Source organism: Mycobacterium deserti (genome assembly GCF_025345615.1).
GTDB classification, from domain to species: Bacteria; Actinomycetota; Actinomycetes; order Mycobacteriales; family Mycobacteriaceae; genus Mycobacterium; species Mycobacterium deserti.
The window spans coordinates 779,349-800,448 of the sequence record NZ_JAODWD010000001.1; the positions used below are offsets into that span (position 1 = coordinate 779,349).

The 21,100-nt window shown below is 68.0% G+C and carries 23 protein-coding genes and 1 riboswitch; of the genes, 13 read left to right on the plus strand and 10 right to left on the minus strand.

The window, feature by feature from the left end:
• The first annotated feature begins 60 nt into the window (after positions 1–60).
• Together N4S67_RS03895 and N4S67_RS03900 are read left to right on the plus strand one after the other, a co-directional pair.
• A complete protein-coding gene (locus N4S67_RS03895) occupies positions 61–513 on the plus strand; it encodes a VOC family protein (protein ID WP_260991599.1) in 453 nt (150 codons plus the stop codon).
• A 54-nt stretch (positions 514–567) separates the two neighbouring features.
• On the plus strand, positions 568–1,014 hold the full coding sequence (locus tag N4S67_RS03900; protein ID WP_260991600.1) for a nuclear transport factor 2 family protein: 447 nt from the start codon (positions 568–570) through the stop codon (positions 1,012–1,014).
• Here the strand turns inward: N4S67_RS03900 and N4S67_RS03905 are convergent.
• From N4S67_RS03905 to N4S67_RS03915, 3 genes are read right to left on the minus strand one after another with little or no spacing between them, the layout of a single operon-like run.
• Positions 990–3,671 (minus strand): family 1 glycosylhydrolase, encoded by a 2,682-nt coding sequence (locus N4S67_RS03905; protein WP_260991601.1) that lies wholly within the window; start codon positions 3,669–3,671, stop codon positions 990–992. The two genes, N4S67_RS03900 and N4S67_RS03905, sit on opposite strands and share 25 nt — an antisense overlap.
• Before the next feature lie 52 nt (positions 3,672–3,723).
• Positions 3,724–5,409, minus strand: coding sequence for an FAD-dependent oxidoreductase (locus N4S67_RS03910; RefSeq protein ID WP_260991602.1), 1,686 nt, complete (start codon positions 5,407–5,409; stop codon positions 3,724–3,726).
• A gap of 8 nt (positions 5,410–5,417) precedes the next feature.
• Positions 5,418–6,434 (minus strand): AurF N-oxygenase family protein, encoded by a 1,017-nt coding sequence (locus N4S67_RS03915; protein ID WP_260991603.1) that lies wholly within the window; start codon positions 6,432–6,434, stop codon positions 5,418–5,420.
• Between the two features lie 428 nt (positions 6,435–6,862).
• Here N4S67_RS03915 and serC point away from each other — a divergent pair, with 428 nt between their 5' ends.
• From serC to N4S67_RS03930, 3 genes are all read left to right on the plus strand, one after another.
• Positions 6,863–8,008, plus strand: a complete 1,146-nt coding sequence (serC, locus tag N4S67_RS03920; RefSeq protein ID WP_260991604.1) for a phosphoserine transaminase — start codon at positions 6,863–6,865, stop codon at positions 8,006–8,008.
• A 119-nt stretch (positions 8,009–8,127) separates the two neighbouring features.
• On the plus strand, positions 8,128–8,919 hold the full coding sequence (gene sepH / locus N4S67_RS03925) for a septation protein SepH (RefSeq protein WP_260991605.1): 792 nt from the start codon (positions 8,128–8,130) through the stop codon (positions 8,917–8,919).
• A 43-nt stretch (positions 8,920–8,962) separates the two neighbouring features.
• Positions 8,963–9,760 (plus strand): TIGR03620 family F420-dependent LLM class oxidoreductase, encoded by a 798-nt coding sequence (locus N4S67_RS03930; protein WP_260991606.1) that lies wholly within the window; start codon positions 8,963–8,965, stop codon positions 9,758–9,760.
• A gap of 6 nt (positions 9,761–9,766) precedes the next feature.
• Here N4S67_RS03930 and N4S67_RS03935 read toward each other — a convergent pair whose 3' ends face one another.
• The 4 genes from N4S67_RS03935 to N4S67_RS03950 are packed head-to-tail and all read right to left on the minus strand — an operon-like array spanning position 9,767 to position 12,188.
• Complete coding sequence (locus N4S67_RS03935) at positions 9,767–10,012, minus strand: DUF2537 domain-containing protein (protein ID WP_260992045.1); 246 nt, start codon at positions 10,010–10,012, stop codon at positions 9,767–9,769.
• 56 nt (positions 10,013–10,068) lie between these two features.
• Complete coding sequence (locus N4S67_RS03940; RefSeq protein ID WP_260991607.1) at positions 10,069–10,926, minus strand: GNAT family N-acetyltransferase; 858 nt, start codon at positions 10,924–10,926, stop codon at positions 10,069–10,071.
• A gap of 15 nt (positions 10,927–10,941) precedes the next feature.
• A complete protein-coding gene (locus tag N4S67_RS03945; protein WP_260991608.1) occupies positions 10,942–11,760 on the minus strand; it encodes a TrmH family RNA methyltransferase in 819 nt (272 codons plus the stop codon).
• A complete protein-coding gene (locus N4S67_RS03950) occupies positions 11,757–12,188 on the minus strand; it encodes an Rv0880 family HTH-type transcriptional regulator (RefSeq protein WP_260991609.1) in 432 nt (143 codons plus the stop codon). The genes N4S67_RS03945 and N4S67_RS03950 overlap by 4 nt, the downstream gene beginning before the upstream one ends.
• A 92-nt stretch (positions 12,189–12,280) precedes the next feature.
• On the opposite strand from N4S67_RS03950, the gene N4S67_RS03955 reads away from it, so the two are divergent.
• Both N4S67_RS03955 and N4S67_RS03960 read left to right on the plus strand, forming a co-directional pair.
• Positions 12,281–12,520, plus strand: coding sequence for a DUF2530 domain-containing protein (locus N4S67_RS03955; protein ID WP_260992046.1), 240 nt, complete (start codon positions 12,281–12,283; stop codon positions 12,518–12,520).
• A 29-nt stretch (positions 12,521–12,549) separates the two neighbouring features.
• A complete protein-coding gene (locus N4S67_RS03960) occupies positions 12,550–13,002 on the plus strand; it encodes an SRPBCC family protein (protein ID WP_260991610.1) in 453 nt (150 codons plus the stop codon).
• On the opposite strand, the gene N4S67_RS03965 is transcribed toward N4S67_RS03960, so the two are convergent.
• On the minus strand, positions 12,999–13,784 hold the full coding sequence (locus N4S67_RS03965; RefSeq protein ID WP_260991611.1) for a DUF3027 domain-containing protein: 786 nt from the start codon (positions 13,782–13,784) through the stop codon (positions 12,999–13,001). The genes N4S67_RS03960 and N4S67_RS03965 overlap by 4 nt on opposite strands.
• Positions 13,785–13,970: 186 nt before the next feature.
• Here N4S67_RS03965 and N4S67_RS03970 point away from each other — a divergent pair, with 186 nt between their 5' ends.
• Together N4S67_RS03970 and N4S67_RS03975 are read left to right on the plus strand one after the other, a co-directional pair.
• Positions 13,971–15,551 carry an MFS transporter gene (locus tag N4S67_RS03970; protein ID WP_260992047.1) on the plus strand — a complete coding sequence of 527 codons (1,581 nt, stop codon included), beginning with the start codon at positions 13,971–13,973 and terminating at the stop codon, positions 15,549–15,551.
• Complete coding sequence (locus N4S67_RS03975; protein ID WP_260991612.1) at positions 15,548–16,027, plus strand: DUF2771 domain-containing protein; 480 nt, start codon at positions 15,548–15,550, stop codon at positions 16,025–16,027. Before N4S67_RS03970 ends, N4S67_RS03975 begins: the two co-directional genes overlap by 4 nt.
• Here N4S67_RS03975 and N4S67_RS03980 read toward each other — a convergent pair.
• Both N4S67_RS03980 and N4S67_RS03985 read right to left on the minus strand, forming a co-directional pair.
• The gene (locus tag N4S67_RS03980; RefSeq protein WP_260991613.1) at positions 16,024–17,025 is read right to left on the minus strand and encodes a glutathione S-transferase family protein; all 1,002 of its coding nucleotides are present in this window, start codon (positions 17,023–17,025) and stop codon (positions 16,024–16,026) included. The genes N4S67_RS03975 and N4S67_RS03980 overlap by 4 nt on opposite strands.
• A 92-nt stretch (positions 17,026–17,117) precedes the next feature.
• Complete coding sequence (locus N4S67_RS03985; protein ID WP_260992048.1) at positions 17,118–17,528, minus strand: cold-shock protein; 411 nt, start codon at positions 17,526–17,528, stop codon at positions 17,118–17,120.
• Between the two features lie 139 nt (positions 17,529–17,667).
• On the opposite strand from N4S67_RS03985, the gene N4S67_RS03990 reads away from it, so the two are divergent.
• From N4S67_RS03990 to N4S67_RS04005, 4 genes are all read left to right on the plus strand, one after another.
• Positions 17,668–18,069 carry a YccF domain-containing protein gene (locus N4S67_RS03990; RefSeq protein WP_260991614.1) on the plus strand — a complete coding sequence of 134 codons (402 nt, stop codon included), beginning with the start codon at positions 17,668–17,670 and terminating at the stop codon, positions 18,067–18,069.
• Positions 18,066–19,115 carry a GTP 3',8-cyclase MoaA gene (gene moaA / locus N4S67_RS03995; protein WP_260991615.1) on the plus strand — a complete coding sequence of 350 codons (1,050 nt, stop codon included), beginning with the start codon at positions 18,066–18,068 and terminating at the stop codon, positions 19,113–19,115. The genes N4S67_RS03990 and moaA overlap by 4 nt, the downstream gene beginning before the upstream one ends.
• On the plus strand, positions 19,116–19,370 hold the full coding sequence (locus N4S67_RS04000) for a MoaD/ThiS family protein (protein WP_260991616.1): 255 nt from the start codon (positions 19,116–19,118) through the stop codon (positions 19,368–19,370).
• Positions 19,371–19,621: 251 nt separating this feature from the next.
• Positions 19,622–19,793, plus strand: a riboswitch (cyclic di-AMP (ydaO/yuaA leader).
• A gap of 10 nt (positions 19,794–19,803) precedes the next feature.
• A complete protein-coding gene (locus tag N4S67_RS04005; protein WP_260991617.1) occupies positions 19,804–21,099 on the plus strand; it encodes a transglycosylase family protein in 1,296 nt (431 codons plus the stop codon).
• Position 21,100: the final 1 nt, after the last annotated feature.

The following is a 21,100-nucleotide window of genomic DNA, read 5'->3' on the forward strand; positions in this document are numbered from 1 at the left end:
CGTTCGGTGAGTCGTACTTGTAGCCCACGAAGGTAGACCAACTCTTCAAGGAGACAGCTCATGGCAATCGACGTCCAACCCGCGGTTTCGCCCCACCTCATCGTTGACGACGCTGCGGCCGCCATCGACTTCTACGTCAAGGCGTTCGGCGCGCAGGAGTACGGCAGAGTCGGGGGACCCGACGGAAAGCTGGTCCACGCGGCGCTGAACATCAACGGGTTCATGGTGATGCTCAACGACGACTTCCCCGAGATGTCGGAGGGCAAGTCGATGACGCCGACGGCATTGGGTGGAACGCCGGTGACCATCCACCTGACGGTCACCGACGTCGACGCCAAATTTCAGCGGGCCGTCGATGCGGGCGCAACGGTGGTTCACCCGCTCGAGGACGCGTTCTGGGGCGATCGCTACGGCGTGGTGCGCGATCCGTTCGGACATCACTGGTCGATGGGTCAGCCCATCCGGGAAGTCAGCATGGAAGAAATCGAAGAGGCGATGCAGCAGAGTCAGTAGCGAGTCGCTGCACGGCTGATCTCACGAACGGCGCCCGCCCGGCGTCTACAGGATGTGACGACCACATCTGACAACGCTGACGTCCTGCGCGCCATGTACGCCGCCGAGGTCCGATACCTCGCGGCCGGTGGCCCGGCCGTCGCCGACTTCGGCACGCTCGCACCCTTTTTCGCCGCCGACGTCGCGCTGCACCAGGCCGTCGCACTGCCTTACGGCGGGGTCTGGCGCGGGCACGACGGCTTGCAGCGCTTCTTCGTCGTGATGAGCCGGACGTGGGAAACGTTCGAGATGGTCGAACAGGAATTCCTGTCGACCTCTGCCACCGCGGTGGTCCTGACTCAGGTGCACGCCCGGTCGCGCGCGACCCGTCGGTCCGTTGACTTCCCGATCCTTCAGACTCTGCGTGTCGTCGACGGCCGCATCGCCGAGGTGCGGCCCTTCTACTGGGACACCGCAGCGATCGCCGCCGTCTGCGCTCAGACGGTCGAGCCGGCGACGTAGTCCAGCAGTACCGACATCGGCAGGAGGTTCGAACCCGTTATGGCACTTAGGGTTGCGATGCTGTCGTGTTTCGGCGTGCGTTCGAGTTCAGGTGTCGCGGGGTCGGACCCGTACAGGCCGAACTGCAGGTGGTAGCCCTCGGACCATTCGAGGTTGTCGACGAACGACCAGTAGGTGTAACCGCGGATATCGGTGCCGTGTGCGACCAGATCCTGAACGACGGCGATGTGGTTGGCGATGTAGGACGGCCGCTTCGTGTCGTCGTCGTCGGCGATGCCGTTCTCGGTGATCCACAACGGCTTTCCGTACGACGCAGCCACTTCGAGAACCTCGCGGAACCCACCGGGGTCGATGGGCTGGTTGAAATCGCTGCACGTCGGCGAACTCGCCGCGCACCGCACGGGTAGGCCCCGCAGGAACGGCAGTCCGGGGACGGGCGCCAGTCCGAAGCCCTGCATGGGCTGGGAGCCGTAGTACTGCACACCGAGAAAGTCGACCTTGTTCTTGAAGTCCTCGTGAACCTCGTCGGCTGTCCTGATCCCGTCGAGGTTGGCGTCCACCCAGCCGTCGATGACGGCATTCGGGAACCAGCGGTTGAAGGTCTGGTTCCAGGCGTCGGCCGCCTGCACGTCGAGCGGGTTGACTGGGTTGGCCGGCCGGGCGGGAACCATGTTGTTGGTGAAGCCGACGAACGCTTCGGGCTGCCCCTCGGTGGCCGAGATGTCGTCCCAGGCGTGGATCGCATCGTATGCGGCCGCGTGCGCCTTGGCCTGATTGACCAGGAACGTCGAGGCGAGGTCGGGCCGGATGAGGCCGGGAGGCCATGCGGGAACGAGGCCGGGCAGGGCGAAGAACTGCGTCAGAACCGGCGGGAACGGCTCGTTGATCGTCGCCCAGTTGTCGACCTGGTCGCCGTACTTCCACGCGAGATAGGCGGCGTACTTCTCGAACTCGACGGGCGTGGTGGGCGACAGCCATCCCGCGGCCGGCGCGGGCAGTCCCAGCTGCGCGAGGGCGCGTGTGGAGATCGGATCGTGCACCCACGCCGGCAGCGAGAAGTGCGTTACCGTGACCATCGGCTCCAGGCCGTGGGCCCGCAGCGAGGCAAGGACATCGCGGTAGTGCTCGACCTCCTCCTGATCGGCCAGAGCGTCGAGGGCTTCGAGATCAGCCTCGGTGATGGCGCCCCCGTCATCGGAGATATCCACGCTCGCAGTCGACTTCGGAAAGATCCGACTCCACTCGATGCCCATCCGGAACGAGTTCATCTCGAGCTCGTCACGAGCCAACCGCGCGTCTTCGTCGTAGTTGACGTAAGCGCCCGGACCGTTCTCGGGCACTCCCTTGGTCAGACCCAGCAGCTGGTTGATCGGGTCGTGCACCCACTTGTACCAGTCGGAGTTCGGGTCGACCGGAGAGCCGGGCCCACCTTCGGCTTGGAAGCCGGAATGCGCGACGCCCCACGCAAAGTCGGTGGGGAACGAGAGGTCAACGCCTTCGGTGGCCGTCACATTGACGGTGACGGTCCGCGCGACCCGGTGACCACCGCCGGGGTACAGCAGATTGCCGACGATCGGTACGAACTGCAGCAGACCCAACGGCCCGTTGATGTGCAGGCCCGCCGCTTCGTCGCCGGCGACCACCACAAACGAGTCCCAGCCGCCGACCGCGGCCATCGCGTTCATCGGCCGATAGGTGAAGTTGCCGTCTGCGTCGACCTCGACGACACCGCCGCGCAGCGGTCTGCCGATCACCGTGTAGGTCAGCGGATCCTCGTCTGGATCGACGATGCCGACATTGCCCTTGATGAGCACATCGCCGTCGACGAGGCTTTGTGTGTACTGGACGGGGCCGTCGGTGAGTCGCGGCGAGGAGTTGAAGAACTCGCGACGCACCCAGGCCAGCAGCGCCCAGAGCGTCGGCGGTTCGGCCGGCGGAGACGGCAGCCCCGCGGCAAAGGGGCTGAGCACCGCGTTGACGAGGCTGGACACCAGTCCCGTGACATAGGTCACCGCGGTCGTGGGATCGAACGCGGTGGGCCATGGCCTCAGGGACGGCACGGCAGGCGGAGTCAGCGCGGTCGTCACCGCCACGGTGGCCTCGGTGAGTGGCGTTTCGCTGTCCACGGCCGCCGACGACATCGACCGTGCCGCAGGCGGATTCGTCGGCCGCGGTGCGTCGTTGGTCAGCGTCGCGTCGGTGTCAACGACGTGGATCGTGGCGACGGGTTCGACTTCGTTGCCCGACGTCTCGGCGACCGTATCGTCATCGGGCTCGACGGAGTCGTCCGCCTCGTCGTCCACGCCGCTCTCTGTGTCGTTGGAGGTTTCGTCGTCCGACGAGTCTTCGTCTTCGTCCTGGGTTTCGGCGTCGATTTCGGCATCGGCGTCGGCATCGGCGCCGTCCTGCTCGTCGACCTCGGGTCCCGCTTCGGCGTCCACGTCCGTGTCGGTCCCGGTCTTGGCGTCCGCCGTCCCGGTGGTGTCGTCACCCGCCGGGCGGGCCGATTCCGAGGGTGCCGAGTCTGACGATTCCGAATTCGACGACGGCGTCTCGGCCAACGCGACTGCGCATCCGTACCCGGTGACGACGGCGGCTCCGACGCCCAGCGCGACCGCGAGACTTCCGATCCGACCGACACATGCCGCTGCTGTCATGACCCTGCTATACCGCCGCGAGTCGACCGGCCGGGCGGCTTTGGCGAAAGTGCTAGCGCCGCAGTCCGGCGAGCAGGCGTTCGCGCAGGGGCGGCGCAGGCGCCGCCGCCGCGGCGGCAAGCATGTCGGCGACGGCGGTGAACTTGCGACGCGGCCGGTCTTCCCCTCCGCGCGCAACCTCGGCCGCATCGATGGCCTGCCAGCCCGCGGCGTCGACGACGTCGGGACGCCTGCTGCGCACGAGTCGCTCGAGCGCGGCCGGCTTAGAGACGGGATCGTCGAGCAGTCCGGCGTTGTAGTCGTCGACGAGGTTGCGCACGGTCTGCGCCGCGCACGACTTGTTGGTGCCGATGAACCCGGTCGGTCCCCGCTTGATCCAGCCGGCGACGTAGCTGCCCCGCACGGGATGCCCCGACGCGGGGTCGACCACCCGGCCGCCGTCGTTCGGCACCACCGCAGCATTCTCGTCGAACGGCAGGTCGCGAATCGGCTTGCCGCGGTAGCCAATTGACGTCAGCACCGCCCCGGCCGGCAGCACCCGCACCTCGTCGGTGCCGGTGACGGTGAATTCCACACCCTCGGCGCGTTCGGTGCCGATGACACGGCTCGGCGTCAGCCCGTACGTGAGGCGGATACGAGGCCGGGTCGCGGGGGCGGACGCATCGCCGAGCTTGCTGAGGACCTCCAGCTTGTTGCGCGTCAGCGCGTCTTCGACTGAGGCGAGGTCACGCAGAACGAGGTCGCGGTCTGCCGCATCGAGCACCACCTCGCCCGTCGATGTCAGTCCGATCAATTCGGGCAGCGTGAACGCCGACTGCGCGGGACCACGACGCGCGACGATCACCACCTCGGTGACCTTCGAATCGCGCAGCGCGCCCAGTGCGTGATCGGCGATGTCGGTCCGCGCCAGCGTGTTCGGGTCGGTCGTCAGAATGCGTGCGACGTCGAGGGCTACGTTGCCGTTGCCGATGATGACCGCTCGCTCGTGGCTCAGCTCGATCGACAAGTCGCTGAAGTCCGGGTGGCCGTTGATCCATGCGACCATCTCGGTCGCGGTGCCGGTGCCGGGCAGGTCCATGCCCTCGATGTCGAGTCGACGATCGTCGGGCGCTCCGACGGCATAGAGCACCGCGTGATGGTGGGTCAGCAGGTCGGCGTGAGTCAGGTCTGTTCCGACGTCCACATTGAGGTAGAACGTGAATCCCGGCAGCCGCGTGACTTTGTCGAACAGCCTGGTGACCCGTTTTGTGCTCTGGTGGTCGGGGGCGACACCGGCGCGCACCAGACCGTATGGCGTGGGCAGCTTTTCGAAGACATTGACCTGCACCCCGCGCTGCGTCAGCAGTTCGTCGGCGGCGTACATCGCCGCCGGGCCTGAGCCGACGACCGCCACCGTCAGCGGCCTACCCGAACGCGAGTCGACCCGCGGCGCCTCGATCACCGGCGCCAGCTTCGACGTCGGCGGCACCTTCTCGTCGGGCGCGCGGTCGGGGTAGAACGCGGCGTTCAGCGCGACGAAGGGCAGTTGTTGCGGGTCCAACCGGGTCTCCGGCGCGATGGCGCCGACCGGGCATGCCGACACGCATGCGCCGCAGTCGACGCACGCCGCCGGGTCGATGTAGAGCATCTCCGCGGTGGCGAAGCCCGGTTCGTCCGGTGACGGGTGGATGCAGTTCACCGGACAGGCGTAGACGCAGGACCCGTCGCTGCAACACGACTGGGTGATCACATGTGGCATGAAGGCGCCTACGCGGCGGACACCACGTGCTGGCGGGCGGGCTCGCTGCGGTAGCGGCTCGGCTGGCCGTCGATCCGGCACAGTCGCCACATGAGCTTGGCGAACGGGTTCATCAAGCCGGTCTCGTGGCACAGCATCCGCACGTCGCCGAACATGTCGCGCAGCCACTGCTTCGACTCCGGCGAGCCGAAGAACAGCTCCTTGCGCACCGACCGCGGAATGTCGAACTCTTTCCAGAACGCTTTCGGCGGTACGACGATCGCCTTGCACAGTCGCCGCATGACCACGGGCACGTACAGCGACAGCCAGAACCGTTGTCTGGCCTTCAGATGCGGCACCCGCTTCTGCAGATACTCGTGGGCGAACGAGATGTGCCGAGCCTCCTCGGCGACGTGAATCGCCATCACCCGCTCCATGATCGGATGCAGCGCCTTGCCCTCACGCAGGATGTTCTTCTGCGTGTGGTCAATCGGCTCCTCGCCGGCGAGCACGCCGAAGAAGAAGGGGATCGGCAACGGTCCGGCCACCAGTGGGATCAACGGAGCGACCCAGCGCAACATGCGCGGCATACCGGGAACGTCCGCGCCGATGCGGTTCACCATCTCCTGGAACATCAGCGTGTGGTTGCACTCTTCGACCGACTCGTGCAGGCAGTACCGATATTCCGGAGAGCCGTTGGGCACCCAGAACGCGTAGTTGGTCAGTCCGCGGATCAAGATGATCTCGAACTGCAGTCCGACCTTGGCGACATTGGCTTGGCGCCACATGCCGATCGCGATCTGCTTCTCCAGCGGCTGGGCCTGATACCACGGATGGCGGCCCAGCGGATCGGTCGACGGCAGCACCCACCGCGCGTCGTTGTCGACCACCGCGAACTCCGGGGAATCCCAGTCGATGTCGGTGTACGGATTGAAGTTGCGTCGCACTGACCCCTCGGACAGTGTCGTGAGCGTGTCTACGTATTGAGCGTCGTCGCTGACATCCATATTGCGACGCCACCGCCTGACCATGCGTGTGCGGGCCATTCCGAGACCTCCCCTGTGAGGTTTACAAGTGCGCCTTCGTTGTCCAACACGGTACCGCAGGTATCGCATACCCGGAATACCCCTTACCCGGATGTGTCACACGGGTCTGACAGCAGCCTGATGTGACGGTGGTCACAGGCTCACTTCTTTCCGAAGTCCCCCGCCGACGTCAATCTGCCGCCGCCGAGAACTCCGCGTCGGTGAATCCGCAGTCACTGATGACCGCGGCCGCCGCACAGATCGACGGCGACACCGAACGACCTCTCACCACGCGCCCCTCGGTCGGGCTCGAACAACAGTCCCCCGACCGATCTCTTGAGTATCCACCCACAAGGTGGTGAGCAAGCAGGCGTTTGCCCATTTCTCGGCCTTTTCACCGACCCCTCCCGCAAAGACAGACCAGAAGTCCGGTCACTACTCTTGACCGCATGGCTCAGGCTGATGCTCCTCGCGCGAGCGGCTCATCGCCGCTGACCATCCCCGCCGAACTCAAGCCCAAGGACGGCCGTTTCGGCTGCGGCCCCTCCAAGGTCCGGCCCGAGCAGTTGCAGGCATTGGCCGCCGCGGGCGACGTCTTCGGCACCTCGCACCGACAGGCCCCGGTCAAGAATCTCGTCGGCCGGGTCCGCGACGGGCTGCGTCAGCTCTTCTCGGTGCCGGACGGGTACGAAGTGGTTCTCGGCAACGGCGGCACCACCGCGTTCTGGGACGCCGCCGCGTTCGGCCTGATCGACAAGCGCTCGCTGCACCTGACCTACGGCGAGTTCAGCGCGAAGTTCGCCTCGGCGGTGGCCAAGAACCCGTTCGTCGGCGACCCCGTCGTCGTCAAGGCCGACCCCGGCAGCGCGCCGAATCCCCAGTCGGATCCGTCGGTGGACCTCATCGGCTGGGCGCACAACGAAACGTCAACGGGCGTGGCGGTTCCGGTGCGACGACCGGAGGACTCCGGCGACGCGCTGATCGCGATCGATGCCACGTCGGCCGCGGGCGGCCTACCGGTGGACATCACGCAGACCGATGCCTACTACTTCGCGCCGCAGAAGAATTTCGCCAGCGACGGCGGGCTGTGGGTCGCGATCCTTTCGCCTGCGGCGCTGGCCCGCGTCGAGTCGATCGCCGCTTCGGGCCGCTGGGTGCCGGAGTTCCTGTCGCTGCCGATAGCGATCGACAACAGCACCAAGAATCAGACGTACAACACGCCTGCGGTGGGCACGTTGATCATGTTTGCCGACCAGTTGGACTGGATGCTGGACAACGGCGGACTCGACTGGGCGGTCAAGCGCACCGCGGACTCCTCGCAGCGTCTGTACGGGTGGGCCGAGGCCTCGCCGTACGCGACCCCGTTCGTCACCGATGCGCAATTACGCTCGCAGGTCGTCGGCACGGTCGACTTCTCCGATGACGTCGACGCCGGCGCCGTCGCCAAGACGCTTCGGGCGAACGGCATCGTCGATACGGAGCCCTACCGCAAACTCGGCCGCAACCAGCTGCGCATCGGAATGTTCCCCGCAGTGGAGCCTGATGACGTCAGCGCGCTGACCGCGTGCGTCGACTGGGTGGTCGAGCGTCTCTGACGGTGCTCTTCGCGCGAGCGCTCATCGATGACCTGCCGGGGCGTGTCTGCGGGGTTACGGCGGGATAACGAAGTAGGGTCCGTCTAATCGGGCTTCGCGTAAGCTCGGAGGAGGTCGGCATGCGAGAACTCAGGGTCGTCGGACTGGATGTTGACGGCAAACGAATCATCTGCGAGGCCGCCGGCTCAGGAGAGAAGTTCATGCTGCTGCCCGACGACCGGTTACGGGCCGCGGTAAGCGGCGAGAAGACCGGTCAGAGTAAAACCCGATCAGAGGCCGAGGTTCCAAGCGTGCTGCGTCCGAAAGAGATTCAAGCCAGAATTCGCTCGGGCGCATCGGTCGAACAGATCGCGTCGGCCTCCGGTGCCGACATCGAGCGGGTCGAGCGCTTCGCCCACCCGGTGCTGCTGGAGCGCTCACGCGCAGCCGAACTGGCAACTGCGGCGCACCCGGTGCTGGCTGACGGGCCGTCGGTGCTGACCCTGCTGGAGACGGTCACCACGGCGCTGGTCGCCCGCGGTCTGGACCCTGACGCGTCGAACTGGGACGCGTGGCGCAACGAAGACGGCCGCTGGACCGTGCAGCTGTCCTGGAAGGCCGGCCTGTCCGACAACGTGGCGCACTTCCGGTTCGCTCCCGGCGCGCACGGCGGCACCGTCACCGCGTTCGACGATGCGGCATCGGAGCTGATCGACCCCGATTTCGCCCGCCCGCTGCGGCCGGTTGCCGCCGTCCCCCAGCTCGCACGCGACGCCGACGAGCCAGAGCTGCCGCTCGCCGAGCCCGAACCGGAGCCGCAGCAGGAAGTACCCGAGGCAGCGAAGCCGCGAGCGCGCAGAACCAAAGGCAAGCCGGCGGTGCCGGCCTGGGAAGACGTGCTGCTCGGCGTTCGCTCGAGTGGCCAGCGCTGAACGCTTGACCTGAAGCCTCGTTGAGGTCATAGCGTGCGGCTCTATGAGCACGCCCGGATCGATCGGCCTCGCAAGCGCCTATCCGTACACCGATGACGCCACCGTCGTGGCCGACGAGGCGCGCCACGCCGAAGAGCTCGGCTACGCCACGCTCTGGCGGTCGGGCAATCTGCCGATGCTCACCGCCGCGGTGCGCGCCACCATGGCCGTTCCCGTCGCCACCGGCATCATCCCGGTCTCCGTCGTGCCCGCCGCCGAAGTCGCGGCCACGTTCCGGGCGCTGCCGCAGGGACGCTTCATCGTCGGATTGGGCGGCGCGCGCGATGCGCATCCCCTTGCCACCGTGAGCACCTACCTCGATGAGCTCGACGCCGCGGGTGTGCCCGCGGGCAGTCGGGTCCTCGCCGCGCTGGGCCCGCGAATGATGGCGCTGGCCCGCGAGCGCGCCGCCGGCGCGTATCCGTTTCTCGTGACGCCGTCCTATGTGATGGATGCGCGCGCGGTGCTCGGTGCCGACCGTCTCCTGGCGGTCTTGCTGATGGTCATCCCTGTCGAGGACCGGGAGGCTGCGCGGCGGGCCGCGGCCGAGCCGCTGGGTTTCCTGACCAAAGTCGGCGGCTACCGGCGAAACCTCCTGCGGCTCGGGTTCTCCGAGTCCGACATCGACGCAGTGAGCGACCGCCTGCTCGACGGCGTCACGGCGTGGGGATCCGTCGATGCGATTGCCGCGCGCGTCGCGGAGTACCACGCGGCGGGCGCCGATCAGGTGGTGCTGCGCATCCTGGGCGTCGACGACCTCGGCCACTGGCGGGCGCGGTTCGCCGAAGCCATGATCGCCTGAATACCTCTACCCCCCAGCGACAATGGCCAGCAGTGCCGCCCACGCACCCGCGACGCCGACCGCAGAGCCGTAGACGAACCATCGCCAGACGGGCAGCTTGCGCCAACCCCACACGGTCGGCGCCAGTCCGCCGACGGCCACCAGGTTGAGTCCGACTGCGAGCAGGGGGTGTACGCGCACCAGTCCAAGGCCCAGCACCACCACCGCGGCTGCGGTCACAGCGGCGACGAACCCGGCAACCGTCAGGCCCATCGCCCATGGCGTGGAGTCGTCGGTCACGAGCCGAGCCTAACGCGGGCCCATCGCCGTCAGTACAGCACTGAGGCGAGGAACGCGCCGCGGGGCTCTTGGTAAAGGCCGGTGGTCATCAGGTTCATCATGTGGACCACACGCAGCCCGTTCGCGAGGCACCACCGCACCAGGTCGGTATTGCGCATGGGCACAAGAAACCCTGGGCCGTCGAACGATTCTGCGGCGCCGATGAGGGCGTAGAGATCATCGTTCGTCTCGGCGACGGAGTGGGCCATGAAACCCAACCCGGTCGTGTACCCCGTTATCCTGCCGAGCCGTTCGACCACTCGCGCAGTGCCTTGCATGATGGCGTCGCGGACTTCACCACTGCGATCGTGGCCGTGGACACGGCGACACAGGGCGTCGCACACCTCGACGTCCGCGTCGGTCGCCGCGCGAACGTGATATCCCGGGAGCTGATGCGCCAAGGGCGCTCCCTGCATCGTCGCAAAGGGTTCGCGGACATCGAATCCGAGCTTGGCGTAGAGGCTCATCGACCGGTTGTGATACGCCGACTGCAACAACCGAACGCCGGGTGTCCGCAGGTCTGCGCTTCGGTCGAGCATCGCGTTCATCAGCGCGAGCCCAACCCGGTGATCCTGAGCGGCAGGGTCGACGGTGATCGGGCCCAGCCCGAAGATCATCGACCGTTCGTCCAGAAAGTTGCTTCCGATGATTCGTCCGCCATCCTCGGCGACCACTCCGTAGAAGCCGGGGTGCGCGATCAATCCGGACAACGCCCCCGTCGCGGCGTCGACCGACGGGAAATCAGGCGGAAACCCGTGGCGCTCAGCGATGGCCGCGAAGGCGTCATGACAGATGCGCCCGCATTCTGCTGCGTCCTCGGCCGTGGCCTCCCGAATCTGTAGCGGCATGACGCTCCTCCTTTGTCACGGCGCCGATCTCATTCGATCGTAGAAGGCCAGGGCGGCGGCCGTCGCGACGTTGAGCGAGTCGGTGCCGCGTGACATCGGGATGCGCACCCGCAGATCGCTCGCGCGCATGGTCCGCTCGGTCAGTCCGGGTCCCTCGGCGCCCACCAGCACGGCCACCTTGTCGTCGGTGATCGACGACATCGCCTCGGCCAGCGTTTGCGCTGCGGGATCCGGAGTCATCGCGAGCAAATGAAAGCCGTTGTCGCGCACCAATTCCAGATCGTCCGGCCACGACTGCGCCCATGCGTAAGGGACCAGGAGTGCATGGCCCATCGACACCCGCACCGCGCGGCGGTACAGCGGGTCGGCGCAGCCGGTGCCGAACACGATGGCGTCGACGCCGAGACCGGCCGCATTGCGGAAGATCGAGCCGAGATTCTCGTGGTCGTTCACACCCTCGAGCACCGCGATGGTGCGCGCTCCGTCGAGCACCTGAACGACCGTGAGCTCCTGCGGGCGGGATGCCGATGCCAGTACGCCGCGGTTGAGGTGGAACCCCACGACCTCGGCCATCACCTCGGGATGCGCGCGATAGTAGGGCGCGGCAACGGAATCCAGGTCGGACGCCAGCTCGCCCAGTCGCCGATCGGTGCCCAGCAGTGCCCGCGGGGTGAACCGCGACGCCAGCATGCGTTGGACGACCAGCACCCCTTCGGCGATCACGAGCCCCTTGCCGGTCGGCAGATCGGGCCTGCGGTCGACGCTGTTGAGGTCGCGGAAGTCGTCCAGCCGCGGGTCGGCGGGGTCGTCGACGTCGATGACGTTGACGCTCACGCGCTTTCTTCGACGATGGCCGTCATCAGATCCGCCGCCGCCAGTAGCGTCCTGCGCTGGTCCGGGTCGAGCCGGGCCAACCGCAGCATCAACCACTCCTGGCTGGCGCGACGTTCGGCCTCGATCAGGTCCGCGCCGGCGGGCGACACCGACACCAGCACCTGACGCCCGTCACCGGGATGAGCGACGCGATCGACCAGGCCGAGTTCGGCCAGCGACGCGATCACCCGCGTCATCGACGGCGGCCGGACCCGCTCCCGCATGGCTAACGCGCCCGGCGTCATCGCGCCCTCCTTGGCGAGGGTCGACAACGCCGACAACTGCGACAGCGAAACGGGGGAATCCGGGCGTCTGAACCGTAATTGGCGAGCCAGACGGATCACTGCGAGCGAAAGGTCGCTGGCCAAACGGCCGTCGGCATCTTTCACGAGGCAAAGAATACCTAGCATGTCTTCCACACCGTGCGATTATGACGCGCACGTCATCGGCTACGTTGACACCGATGTCCCCGATGTCCCCGATGTCCCCGCAACCGCCCGACCTGCCGGCCGGCGTGCGCAAGCCGTGGCCGGTGATCGTGGTGATCGCCGTGGGGTGGGCCGTCGCCGCGGCGCTGGCGTTCACGGTCGCCGACCTGCACCCGTGGCGTCCGTACACGGTGGCCGGTCTCGGGGTCGGCGTTCTTGGCACCGCGATCTATCTGTGGCAGCGTCACGCCGTGCGCAGCGGATCTCGCGGCGCACAGAGTGGGCTGGACTGAATTTCGACGACAGGCCGAGGAGGGTCGCCATGGCAGCTCCGCTGCTGCACGCGCAGATCGACATCAATGCACCGGTCGAGAAGGTATGGGCGCTGGTCGCCGACGTGCGCCGGATGCCGCAGTGGAGTCCGCAGTGCCGGATGATGAGGACACTGGGCCCGGTCCGCCAGGGCGCCCGCACCGTGAACGTCAACCGCCGCGGACTGCTGGTCTGGCCGACGACCAGTCGCATCACCGAGTTCGTCCCGGAGAAAAAGCTGTCATTCCGGGTCAACGAGAACGGGACGATCTGGAGCTATGAACTGGAACCGACCGACTCCGGGACTCGGCTGACCGAGACCCGACACGCCGAGAACGGCGTGAAGCCGGTGTCGAATATGGCCGTCAACAGGTTCATGGGTGGCGTGCCGAGCTTCGAGCAGGAGCTCGTCGAGGGGATGAATCAGTCCCTGGCGCGAATCAAGGCCGCCGCGGAGAGCTAGTCCGCAGGCTCGGTCGTATCGAGCACACCATCGTCATACGGGTCGTAGAGCGGTGACCCGGTGCCTGCCGGCGCCGGAGTGTCCGAGTGTGCGCCGCAACCGTATTCGGACTCGACGACCTGACCGTCTGCGGACAGCTCGTTGGCGCACACCCCGAACATCGTCCCCAGTGAGCCCGCGAGTGGAAGGTAGAACCCGCAGTCGCGGCACACCCGACGGGTGGAGCGCGCCATCGCCGAGCCGGGACCGTGCTCGCCGTCGTGCCATCGCTGTGCGGCCTCGCTGCGACCCCACGGGCTGAGCACCTGCTTGCGGCCCAGACCGAGTTCGACGGCGACGTCGTCGATCTGCGGGTCGCCGCTGGCCATGAAGCCGGGAACCAGGCGTGGATCGTCGGCGGCCGGAGCGAGCAAATCGCCGGGACTCAGGTCGCCGGGCCTGATCCGCTCGTGCCAGGGCACCCACTGGGGCGCGAGCAACGCCGTCGGACCCGGTACCAGCACGACCTCGCTGATCGTGGCGTGATCGGCACCGGGAAACGCGGCCATGACGACGGCCCACTGCCAGCCCCGGTAGCCGGGCATGTCGGCGAGGAATCGGTGCGTCGCCGCGGTGGGGTCGTCGAAACTGGCGCCCAGGTACTCGCCGACCGTGTCCTCGCCACTGTGCTCGACGATCGCCGCGCGCGCGTCCGCGACGGCGCTGAGCAGCACCGCCTCAAGGTCTGGACGCTCGGCGGGGTCCGCGGCGCCAGGCTCGGCGGAATCGGTCATGCTGTCCATTGCCACTAATTTTGCCTGAGCGGCGAACGACTAGCCACACCGGTCGCCTGCACGTCGACAGCCGCTGCGATGGGGGAGAATCGAACTGTGACCGGATCGCGGCGTGAGCACGACCCGACGGGTCGGCGCGACCCGCGGTATTACCCGCCTCGCCCGCCCGCCGACCCCGGCGATGAGCACCCCGGCATGGCGAACTACCCCAGCGACGGCACCTACCGGCGGCCCCGACGCTCCGGGCCATCGCCGAGCGCCAACCGCTGGCTGCCGCCGCTCGACGAGCCTGCCCGCGAGTTCTCGACCGACCCGCCGCCGCGGTCGGTCCGAACCGGCACGGGCGAACGAGTCACCGTCACGAGGGCGGCCGCCCAACGCAGTCGCGAGATGGGATCGAAGATGTACGGCCTCGTACATCGCGCCGCGACCGCCGACGGAGCCGACAAATCGGGTCTGACCGCGCTGACGTGGCCGGTGGTCGCCAACTTCGCCGTGGACGCGGCGATGGCCGTCGCACTGGCCAACACCCTGTTCTTCGCCGCGGCCAGCGGCGAGAGCAAGGGCAAGGTCGCGCTGTACCTGCTGATCACGATCGCGCCGTTCGCCGTGATCGCCCCGCTGATCGGCCCGGCCCTTGACCGCCTGCAGCACGGTCGCCGCGTCGCCCTGGCAGCGTCGTTCATGCTGCGCACGTTGTTGGTGGTGGTACTGATCGCCAACTACGACAGCGCCACGGGCAGCTTCCAATCGTGGGTGCTCTACCCCTGCGCGTTGGGAATGATGGTGCTGTCCAAGTCATTCAGCGTGCTGCGCAGTGCGGTGACCCCGCGCGTGCTGCCACCGACGATCGATCTGGTGCGGGTCAACTCGCGGCTGACCACGTTCGGCCTGCTGGGCGGAACCATGGTCGGCGGCGGACTCGCCGCAGCCGCCGAGTACCTGTTCGGACTGCTGCACATGCCGGGTGCGCTGTACGTCGTCGTCGCGGTGTCGGTGGCGGGCGCTGCGCTGGCGATGCGGATCCCGAAGTGGGTCGAGGTGACCGAGGGCGAAGTGCCCGCCACCCTGTCCTACCACGGCCGCACCGGCGAGTTGCGCCGCTACCCCGAGCAGCCGCCGTCGAAGGACGCGCGACAACCGATGGGGCGCAACACGATCACCGCCCTGTGGGGCAACTGCACGATCAAGGTGATGGTCGGTTTCCTGTTCCTCTACCCGGCCTTCGTCGCGAAGTCGCACGACGCCAGCGGATGGGAGCAGCTGCGCATTCTCGGCCTGATCGGCGCCGCGGCGGCGATCGGTAACTTCGCGGGCAACTTCACCAGCGCGCGGCTGCGGCTCGGCCATCCGGCGCAGTTGGTGGTGCGGTGCACGATCGTCGTGACGCTGGGGGCGCTGGCCACGGCCGTCACCGGCAACCTGTTGGTGGCCGCGGTGGCCACGCTGCTGACGTCGGGGGCGGCCGCGATCGGCAAGGCCTCGCTGGACGCCTCGCTGCAGGACGACCTGCCCGAGGAGTCGCGCGCGTCGGCCTTCGGACGCTCAGAGTCGTTGCTGCAGTTGGCTTGGGTGACCGGCGGAGCGATCGGCGTGCTGATCTACACCGAGCTGTGGGTGGGCTTCACGACGGTCACCGCGGTGCTGATTCTCGGGTTGGCGCAGACGGTGGTGAGCTACCGCGGCGAGTCGCTGATTCCCGGCTTCGGCGGCAACCGGCCGGTGTTGGCCGAGCAGGAGGGCGGCCTGGCCGACTCGGCGGCGGTCCCGGAGTGAAGCGCCTCATTGCCGCACTGGTTGCTGTCGTCGTCATCGCGACCACGGCGACAGGCGTGCTGATCTGGCGGATGAGCGGCTCCCACGAGTCGGAGTACCCGGAGATCAGCGCGTATTCACGCGGACTGTCGGCAAGAGTTGGACCGTATCGATACTGCAACGTGCTGAACCCGACGGAGTGCACCGTGTTCGAACAGCAGGGCGAGCTGCCGGTGTCCGAGCGGGAGCCGGTTCAGCTGTCGGTGCCCGAGGCGATCGGCAAGGCGCCGTGGGTTCTGTTGCGGCAGTACGACGATTCCGATGTGCTCGAGGAGTTCCGGCCCGACAGCAGGCTCGCGGTGACCATCCCGACGGTCGATCCGCGCCGGGGCAAGCTGAACGGCATCGCGGTGTTGCTGCCGACGTTGATCCGACTGGACGGCGAAGAGGTGCCCGCGCCGCACGCCGAGTGGTCGGTGCGGACGGTGTGGTCTTAGGCCGCGTGCTCGGCGGGAACCCGCTCACCCTCGCGCGTCGACCCCGGGGGTGTCCCGTCACCGAAGGGCTTGCCGCCCAACTGTTCCCGATCGTGCGCGGTGAGCCAGTTCGCCAGATCCGGCCCCTTCGGGACGATCTGCGTCGGGTTGATGTCCGTGTGCACGATGTAGTAGTGCTGCTTGATCTGGACGAAGTCGACGGTGTCGCCGAAGCCGGGCGTCTGGAACAGGTCTCGCGCGTACGCCCATAGCACCGGCATCTCCGACAGCTTCTGGCGGTTGCACTTGAAATGCCCGTGATAGACAGGGTCGAAGCGGGCCAACGTCGTGAACAACCGCACGTCGGCCTCGGTGATGGTGTCCCCGACCAGGTACCGCTGGTTCTCGAGCCGGTCGGACAGCCAGTCCAACGCCCTGAACAGCCGGTCATGCGCCTTGTCGTAGGCGGCCTGCGAGCCGGCGAAACCGCAGCGGTACACGCCGTTGTTCACCTCGGTGTAGATGCGCTGCGCCACCTCGTCGATCTCGTCGCGCAGTTCCTGCGGATACAGCTGCGGTGCGCCGTCGCGGTGGTGGTCGGTCCACTCGGTGGAGAAATCGAGCGTGATCTGAGCGAAGTCATTGGTCACGACCTGGCCCGTCGGCTCGTCGACGATCGCGGGCACCGTGATGCCCTTCTCGTAGTCCGGGAACCGTTTCAGGAATGCGTCCTTGAGTCGCGGGATCTTCAGTACCGGGTCCACGCCGCCGGGATCCAGGTCGAAGGTCCAGCTGTCCTCGTCGTGGGTGGGACCGCAAAAGCCAATGGAGAGAACGCCCTCGAGTCCAAGCAGCCTGCGCACGATGATGGTGCGGTTGGCCCACGGGCACGCCCGCGCGACGACCAGGCGGTAGCGCCCCGGCTCGACCGGATAGCCGTCACGGCCGTCGGCGGTGATGCGGGTGGTGATGTAGTCGGTGTCGCGGTCGAACTCGCCACCGCTGGCGACATAACTCATGACCCCATTGTTCCCCGCCGAACGTTCCTTACCGCTCGAAATCTCGGCGGATCTTCAAGCGGTAAGGAACGTTCGCGGGCGCTGAAGAGGAGCTAGGCGTCGAGCTCGCTCGCGACGGCCCGCACCACTTCCGACACCCGCCGGGCGACCTTGCGGTCCGGATAGCGACCCTTGCGCAACTCCGGCTGCACGACGCCTTCCAGCAGGGTGATCATGTCCTCGACCATGCCGTGCAACTCGTCGGGCGTGTGCTTGTGCTCGGCTGCGGCGGCCTCACGACGGGTCCGGGTGAGGCTCGGCGGCGAGTCGAGGATCTTCAGACTCAACGCCTGCGGGCCGCGACGGCCCGCGGCCATGCCGAACTCGACACGCTGCCCGGCCTTGAGGCCCTCGACGCCTGCGGGCAGCGCTGAGGACCGCACGTAGACGTCCTCGCCTTCCTCTTGCGACAGAAAGCCGAAGCCCTTCTCGGCGTCGTACCACTTAACCCGGCCGGTCGGCACTGGTCTCACCCGCTCGTCTCGTACTCACATAAGGAAAGCGTCCCGATTGCGCCGGGACGCGTGCAGCTGATCTTACTCGGACGCCTCACAGACCAGCACCCGCTTTACTCGGTAGGCTGGGGCAACCGTCGGAGGAGCCATGCGCCTAATACTGAACATCATCTGGTTGATCTTCGGCGGCCTCTGGCTGGCGCTGGGCTACCTCCTTGCCGCGCTCATCTGTTTCGTCCTGATCATCACGATCCCGTTCGGATTCGCCTCGCTGCGCATCGCGTCGTACGCGCTGTGGCCGTTCGGCCGCACCATCGTCGAGAAGCCGGGCCCGCGGCCGGGCGCGCTCGTCGGCAATGTCATCTGGGTCCTCGTCGCCGGCATCTGGCTGGCGATCGGCCACGTCCTCACCGCGGTTGCCATGGCCGTCACCATCATCGGCATTCCGCTGGCGCTGGCCAACCTCAAGCTCATACCGGTCTCGCTCGTGCCGCTGGGCAAGGAAATCGTTCCGGCCGACGAGTTCAACTCCGCGCGAGTCGCCGCATGACCGTCATCAACCTCGGAGTGCCCTCGCTGGGCCCCGCCGACCCCGCCCCGGCCGACGGTCCGCTGATCGACACGTTCGGCCGGATCGCCACCGACCTACGGGTCTCGCTGACCGACCGGTGCAACCTGCGTTGCACCTACTGCATGCCCGCCGAGGGACTCGACTGGCTGCCCGGCGACGATCTGCTGCGACCTGATGAACTGGCCCGGCTGCTGCGCATCGGCGTCACCAAACTCGGCATCACCAGTGTGCGGTTCACCGGCGGCGAGCCGCTGGTGGCCAAGCACCTCGAAGACGTGGTGGCCCTCACCGCGTCGCTGGCGCCGCGCCCCGAAATCACGTTGACCACCAACGGGATCGGACTCGCCAGACGGGCCGCGAAGCTCAAGCGCGCCGGGTTGGACCGCATCAACGTGTCACTGGACACCGTCGACGCCGCGCGCTTCGCCCGCATCACCCGGCGCGACCGGCTGGCCGATGTGCTGGCCGGACTGGAGGGCGCCAAGGCCGCAGGCCTCGATCCGGTCAAGGTCAATGCCGTGCTCGACCCGACCACCGGCCTCGACGACGCCGTCGGTCTGCTGCGGTTCTGCCTCGACCACGGATACCAATTGCGCATCATCGAGCAGATGCCGCTCGACGCCAGCCACCAATGGCAACGCGGACGGGCGCTGGGCGCCGACGACGTGCTCGCGACGCTGCAGCGGCATTTCGACCTTGAGCCCGATCCTGCGCCCCGTGGCTCGGCGCCCGCGCAGTTGTGGCAGGTCGACGGCGGTCGCGGCACCGTCGGCATCATCGCGTCGGTGTCCAAGGCGTTCTGCGCGGCGTGTGACCGCACCCGCCTCACCGCCGACGGCCAGATCCGCAACTGCCTCTTCGCGCGGCAGGAGACCGATCTGCGCCGGCTGATGCGCACCGGAGCCGACGACGACGCGATCGAAGCCGCGTGGCGGGCCGCGATGTGGGCCAAAGCGGCAGGCCACGGCATCAACGACCCCGGCTTCGTCCAGCCCGACCGCCCGATGAGCGCGATCGGCGGCTGAATGTCGGCGAAAGTGACGGTGCGGTACTTCGCGGCGGCGCGGGCCGCGGCAGGAATCGACGAGGAGATGGTGGCCGTCGTCCCGGGGACGACGGTGGCCGATCTGGTCGGTCAACTCGGTCAGCGCGACGCACAACTCGCGAATGTGTTGAGGCGCTGCTCATTTCTGTGCGACGGCATCGCGGTGCGTGACCAGGACGCGCCGGTGCAAAACGCTCAGACGATCGACGTTCTTCCGCCATTCGCCGGCGGATAACCGTGATTTACGTCACATAACGAAACGGTCACAAGCTGGCTACGACCAGGTAGAGCACCGGGTACACCAGCGAAAACGCCCGGAACTCCTGCGGGTTTAGAGGCCCATTATTATTTGCCGCCACCGGAAACGCCGGGGGCAGCAAGAGATGACGCACCCGTCGAGAGCCGTTACGGTTCATTCCCAGGCCATCGACGCGTAATCGCTTGGCCCGCCGTGCCTGACAGCGCCGAGCTCCATCCGTCAGTGCGCGGGAAGACGAACCAATTTGGATGGAGGCGGGGGACCCACCGGTCCACCGAACACAGATGGACCTGGAGCCGCTTGCGGCTCCTTGGGGTGAAGCCGACGCAAAGCGCCGGCCGGGTGACCTCTCTGACCCGAACCCGACAGCTGACCTCGCGGGCGCCGACGAGAGGAAACACACGCACCTATGAGTGGACGGCATCGCAAGCCCACTACATCGGCCAAGAACGTCGCCAAGATCGCCTTCACCGGCGCTGTCATCGGCACCGGCAGCCTCGCCCTCGCCGGGCAGGCGGGCGCGGCCACCGACGGCGAATGGGATCAGGTCGCCAGCTGCGAATCGGGCGGCAACTGGGCCATCAACACCGGCAACGGCTATCAGGGCGGACTCCAGTTCTCGCCCAGCACGTGGACGGGTCACGGGGGCGGCGAGTACGCACCCGCCGCGCACATGGCCACCAAGGAAGAGCAGATCGCGGTCGCCGAGCGCGTGCTCGCCGGCCAGGGCAAGGGCGCTTGGCCGTCCTGCGGCGGCCCGCTCTCCGGGCACACCCCGCGCAACGTGATCGACGACGCCGTCGAAGCGGTCAACAACCTGCTGCCGCCTCCGCCGCCGCCGCCGTTGAACCCCTTCGCTCCCCCGCCGCCACCGCCGCCCGCGCCGTTCGATGCGCTGGCCGCCCCGGCCCCGCCGCCTCCTCCGGCCGATCCGCTCGCGCCGCCACCACCCCCGGCACCCCCCGCGCCGGTCGACGCAATGTCGGCCCCGCTGCCTGCGGCCCCGCCGCCGCCGCCGCCCGCACCGCTGCCTGCGCCGCCACCACCCCCGGCTCCGGCACCCTTCGACGCGATGGCGGCCCCGCTGCCCGCCCCCGTGCCTGCGCCCCCGCCGGCTCCCGAGACCGTCGCTCCCGTCGCGGACTGGGACGTCGCCGAGGAGGCCGCCCCCGGCGAGCAGCCGCAGTTATGGGCTCTGCACGCCGACGCGCCACTTCAGCCTGCGCCGCCGCTCCCTCCGGTTCCACCGGCTCCCCCGGCACCGCCCGCGCCGGGGGTAGTCGCGGCACCCGCGCCCGGTCCGCTGGCGCCGATCAACGCCGTCAACATCCCGCAGCCGGCGTTCGATGCCGCGAACCAAGCCGTCTCCGGTGAGCTGCCGCTGCCGGCCGAGGTTCCGCACCTGGCCAGCCCGGAGAACCTGCCGGAGGGCACGACCATCGACCGTGCACAGGTCGCTGGGGAGAGCCCGAACGTCTCCTATCTCAAGGAGATCTGGCACGCGATCCAGACGCAGGACATCACCGGCAAGGACGCGCTGCTTGCGCTCACCCAGCGTCCGCTGTCGACGCCGGACGTCCCGGGCGGAGCGGCGCCGAACCTGCCCGGCGCCCCAGTGCCGCCGCCGCCCGGCGCCCCAGTGCCGCCGCCGCCCGGTGCGCCGGTGCCGCCTCCGGCGCCCGCCGTTCCGCTGCCGCCCGCTTAGT